The 4,571-nt window shown below is 67.6% G+C and carries 6 protein-coding genes and 1 pseudogene; 1 reads left to right on the top strand and 6 read right to left on the bottom strand.

The window, feature by feature from the left end; all coding sequences use genetic code 11:
* The 3 genes from yacG to V6M56_RS01265 all read right to left on the bottom strand — a co-directional run.
* Positions 1-171 (bottom strand): DNA gyrase inhibitor YacG (gene yacG / locus V6M56_RS01275; RefSeq protein ID WP_332680758.1); only part of this gene is annotated, 171 nt, incomplete at its 3' end.
* On the bottom strand, positions 161-985 hold the full coding sequence (locus V6M56_RS01270) for an SDR family NAD(P)-dependent oxidoreductase (RefSeq protein WP_332680757.1): 825 nt from the start codon (positions 983-985) through the stop codon (positions 161-163). The genes V6M56_RS01270 and yacG, both read right to left, overlap by 11 nt.
* Positions 986-1,117: 132 nt before the next feature.
* The gene (locus V6M56_RS01265) at positions 1,118-1,798 is read right to left on the bottom strand and encodes a Maf-like protein (protein WP_332680756.1); all 681 of its coding nucleotides are present in this window, start codon (positions 1,796-1,798) and stop codon (positions 1,118-1,120) included.
* Positions 1,799-2,047: 249 nt separating this feature from the next.
* On the opposite strand from V6M56_RS01265, the gene V6M56_RS01260 reads away from it, so the two are divergent.
* A complete protein-coding gene (locus V6M56_RS01260; RefSeq protein ID WP_332680755.1) occupies positions 2,048-2,428 on the top strand; it encodes a hypothetical protein in 381 nt (126 codons plus the stop codon).
* A 182-nt stretch (positions 2,429-2,610) separates the two neighbouring features.
* Here the strand turns inward: V6M56_RS01260 and V6M56_RS01255 are convergent, their stop codons facing one another.
* The 3 genes and pseudogenes from V6M56_RS01255 to V6M56_RS22630 form a co-directional block, all read right to left on the bottom strand.
* The gene (locus tag V6M56_RS01255; protein WP_332680754.1) at positions 2,611-3,477 is read right to left on the bottom strand and encodes a CDP-alcohol phosphatidyltransferase family protein; all 867 of its coding nucleotides are present in this window, start codon (positions 3,475-3,477) and stop codon (positions 2,611-2,613) included.
* Positions 3,478-3,650: 173 nt separating this feature from the next.
* Positions 3,651-4,394: a phosphatidylserine decarboxylase gene (locus tag V6M56_RS01250; RefSeq protein ID WP_332680753.1), complete on the bottom strand. Its 744-nt coding sequence runs from the start codon at positions 4,392-4,394 to the stop codon at positions 3,651-3,653.
* A gap of 95 nt (positions 4,395-4,489) precedes the next feature.
* Positions 4,490-4,571 (bottom strand): annotated as a pseudogene (locus V6M56_RS22630) (FAD-binding protein); the annotation flags it as partial.

Raw genomic sequence — 4,571 nt, 5'->3', positions numbered from 1 at the left:
CGTCTCCTCGACCGGCTCGCCCGGGATGACATAGCTGCCCTTCAGCCAGCGGCCGAGGTCGATGTCGGCGCAGCGCGCCGAGCAGAACGGCTTGTAGCGCTGCACCGCCGGCTTGCCGCAGATCGGGCAGGGCTTGCCGGGCGCTGCGCCCGGAGGAGTCTCAGGCGCCATATTGCAGGGTCACGCCGCCATCGACCACGAGCTCGAGCCCGGTGACATAGCGTGCCTCGTCGCTGGCGAGGAAGAGCGCGGCCCAGGCCACGTCCCAGCCCTCGCCCATATGGCCCATCGGCACCTGCGCATCGCGCGCCTTCCACATCGCCGCGACGTCGCCCTTGGCATAGGACTGCGCCAGCCCGGCCGAATGCTCGACCATCGGCGTCTTCATCAGCCCGGGCAGGACGGCGTTCACGCGGATCTTCTCCGCCGCATATTGCGCCGCTGTGGTGCGGGTGAGCTGGTTCATCGCCGCCTTGCTGGCGCCATAGCTCGCATAGGGCACGCCGGTGTGGCGGATCGAGGCGATCGAGGAGATATTGACGATCGAGCCGCCCTGCCCGCTCTCAGCGAACTGGCGCTGCATCACCGGGATGACATGCTTCATCGCCAGGAAGCAGCCGGTCAGGTTGACGGTGAAGACCCGCTCCCAGGTCTCCAGCGGCAAATCGACGACGCTGCCGACCTCGGCGATGCCGACATTGTTGTCGAGGATGTCGATGCGGCCATAGCGGGCGAGCGTCGCCTCGACCAGAGCGGCGAGATCTTCCGGGCGGGTGACGTCGGTCCTGATCGCGAAGGCTTCGCCGCCCTCGCCCTTGATGATCTCGGCCGTCTCCTGTGCAGCGTCGAGATTGCGGTCGGCGCAGACCACCCGCGCCCCCTCGCGGGCGAAGACCGTCGCGGTCGCCTTGCCATTGCCCCAGCCGGGGCCGATCGAGCCCGCGCCGGCGACGATCGCGACCTTGCCCTTCAGGCGTTCGCCCATCTGCGTTCCTCCATCGTCAGCGTTAGATCGCCGTGCGTCCATCCGGACGCAGAAGTGGCGATCTATCTCTTTGTTTTAGCATCGGATTCAACCGAAAACCGGATTCCACTTTTCGGTCCGATGCTCCAGCGTTCAGGCGGCGTTGAGCCAGCCGAGGCGAATCGGAAAACCCTCGCCGCCGAGCAGATTGACCGTCTCGTGCAAGGGCAGGCCGACGACGCCGGTATAGGAGCCGACGAGCTTGACCACGAAGGAGCCGGCGATGCCCTGGATGGCGTAGGCGCCGGCCTTGCCGCGCCATTCGCCGGAGGCGAGATAGTTCTCGAGGTCCTCGTTCGAGAGGCGCTTGAAGCGCAGCCGCGTCTCGACGATGCGCTCGCGGATCGCCCCGCTCGGCGTCGCCAGCGCGACGCCGGTATAGACCCGGTGCGCCCGGCCCGAGAGCAGGCGCAGGCATTGCGCCGCCTCGTCGACGATCTCGGCCTTGGGCAGGATGCGGCGCCCGACGGCGACAACCGTGTCGGCGGCGATGACATAGGCGCCTTCGAGATCGGGCCGGCTCTTCAGCCCGGCGAGCGCGGCCTCGGCCTTGGCCCGGGCGAGCCGGCGGGCGAGATCGCGCGGGCGCTCGCCCTTGAGCGGGCTCTCGTCGAGATCGGAGGGCAGCAGCGCATCGGGCTTGAGGCCGGCCTGCTCGAGCAAGGCGAGCCGGCGCGGCGAGGCCGAGGCCAGCACCAGCAGCGGCCGCCAGCCGGCGGGTTTCGAGGAGGCAAAGAGGTTCAACGGCGTCAGGCTCGTTCCGGAAGCGACCATGCGATGGCCTTCGCGATGGCTTTAGAGCAATTTTCGGCAGGGGGGAATGCGGCGCCAAGCCAATGCGTCCAACGCAGATCCAAGGCGCGCGTCAGGGCCGATTTATGCAGTCAGCGCATATTTTGACCAGCCAACTGCATTGCACAACCGGCGCTGCGCTGCCACATTCAGGGAATCGCGGCGTTGCGGCCGCCGTGCGGGACCGCGCATTCGCGACCGGTCTCTCCTGCCTCCCGGAGATCTTCAGACATGGCGACATCGAGGAAGCGGACGCGCCCCGTCTCGGCGGGAGCGCAGACGCAGGCGATCGTCGCCGAGATGATGACGATGCAGGCCAATGCCGGGCTGACCATCGCGATGCGGCTGCCGATCCTGCTGAAAGGCGCCTTCGGAGATGCCAGGGGCCAGCGCGAAGCGAGCAAGGCGGTGGTCGAGAAGGTCTCGGCCGTGATGGAAAGCAGCTTCGCCATCGGCCAGGCCGCGACCCTGTTCTGGTGGAACATGGCACTGAACCCGCTGACGCCGAGCGGGCTCGGCGAAGCGGCAGCGAAGGCGGCGCACAGCACGCTCGAGCCGTTCTCGAAGCGCGCCCGCGCCAATGCCAGCCGGCTCTCGGGCCGGCGCGGCTAGAGCAGGACATCTTTACGCGGGGACCGCGCCCGTCATTCCGGCTGGAGCGAAGCGGAACGCCGGAATCCATCGTAGAACGCCGAAGCCCTTCGATGGATTCCGGAGCTGCGCGGCTAAAGCCGCTTGTCCGGAATGACGGCCAAGTCCGCGGGAACACGGATGCCCGAAGGTCGTCCGATGCTCTAACGCTCCGGCATTTCCGATGACGCCACTTCGGCAACCGGCGCAACCGCTTCGGCAGGCGTTTGCGGGCTCGTCGCATGCTCGCGCTCCAGCTTGCGGTAGCGCGCCACGCTGACCGGGATCAGCGCCAGATAGGCCACGACGATCAGCGCCAGCATCTCGAACGGATAGGCGAAGAACAGGCCGGCCACGACCACGACGGCGACGAAGATCGGCAGTACCTGGTCGCGCGGGACGCGGGTGCCGAGCGTCTTGCCGGCATAGCAGGGGATCTGCGAGATCGTCAGGAAGGCGATGAAGAGGATGTAGAGGCCGACGAAGGGGGCGCCGTAATCGGCCACCGGCAGGCCGATGAACTGCAGATAGAGCGGCAGCATGGCGGTGATCGCGCCGGCCGGCGCCGGCATGCCGACGAAGAAGTTCTTCTGCCATTCCGGGCGGTTGGGATCGTCGATCATGACGTTGAAGCGGGCGAGCCTGAGCGCCATGGCGCAGGCCAGCGTCAGCACGATGATCCAGCCGAAGGAGCGCAAATCGTGCAGGACGAAGGTCCAGAGCACGAAACCGGTGGCGACGCCGAAGCAGACGAAATCCGAGAGCGAGTCGAGCTCGGCGCCGAAGCGCGAGGTGCCCTTGAGCAGCCGCGCCAGCCGGCCGTCAATGCCATCGAGCAGGGCTGCGACGAGGAGGCAGATCGTCGCCGCTTCGAATTTGCCCTCGACGACCAGGCGCATCGCGGTCAGCCCGAGGCAGAGCGCCAGCAGCGTCACGACATTGGGCGCGATCAGCCGGAACGGGATCGCCTTGAAGCGGGCGCGCTTCGATTCGACGCGCTCGGGCTCGAAGGGGGGAAAGAGGTCGCTCATGCCAGCCGGAATACGCGGTTTTGTGGCGGCAGGCTAGGCGGGGCTGCTGTTGCGTCATGGCCGGCCCTGAGCCGGCCATCTCTTGCAGGAGATTCTCGGGTTTGCGCGGAGTTTATCCTTGGGCCGACCGAAGGTCGGACCCGAGGGCTCCGCCCGAAAATGACGGCGTGGACTCAAATTCCCCGGAACACCCGGCCCGCATCATTGCCCGAGAAATCGGCCAGCACGGTCTCGCCGGCGATCGCGGTCTGGCCCTCGCCCACCAGCGGGATCACGCCCTGCGGCAGGTAGATGTCGACGCGCGAGCCGAAGCGGATCAGGCCGAAACGCTCGCCGGGAGCGAGATGATCGCCTTCCTTGACGAAGGGCACGATGCGGCGCGCGATCAGCCCGGCGATCTGGACGACGCCGACGATGCCGGCCCTGGTCTCGATCGCCAGCGCGTTGCGCTCATTGTCCTCGCTCGCCTTGTCGAGCTCGGCATTGAGGAAGAGGCCCGGCGTATAGGCCATCTTGGCGATGCGCCCCGCGACCGGGCTGCGGTTCACATGGCAGTCGAAGACGTTCATGAACACCGAGATGCGCGTCATCGGCTCGGGCGGCAGCTCGAGCTCCGGCGGCGGCAGGGCCGAGGCGATCTGGCTGATGCGGCCGTCGGCCGGCGAGATCACCAGCCCGTCGCGCTGCGGCACGATGCGCACCGGATCGCGGAAGAAATAGCAGATCCACAGGGTGATCAGCGTGCCGAGCCAGCCGAACGGGGCCCAGAGCTGGCCGAGCACCAGCGTCGCCACCACGCCGATGGCGATGAAGACATAGCCTTCCTTGTGGATCGGCACGATCACTTTGCGGACGGAATCGACGAGCGACATGGGCTTTAGTCCTGTTGGTCTTGTTGGCGCGCCGGGCGCGGTCATGGCTTGCCTTCGCGGCCTGGTTGTGGCCGCTGGGCGGTGAGCGCTGTTTAGGGGCTTAGGCGCCGCGGGGAAAGAGGCAGCGTCGCCGCGGCGTCTTACCCCAACGCCTTCGCTGCCGCCCTGCCCGCGGCCCGCCCCGAGAAGATGCAGCCGCCGAGGAAGGTGCCCTCGAGCGCG

The sequence above is a fragment of the Allobosea sp. genome (assembly GCF_036675845.1).
Lineage (GTDB): Bacteria > Pseudomonadota > Alphaproteobacteria > Rhizobiales > Beijerinckiaceae > Allobosea.
The sequence above is the reverse complement of the archived record's forward strand: the minus strand, read 5'-3'. Positions and strand labels throughout refer to the sequence as shown.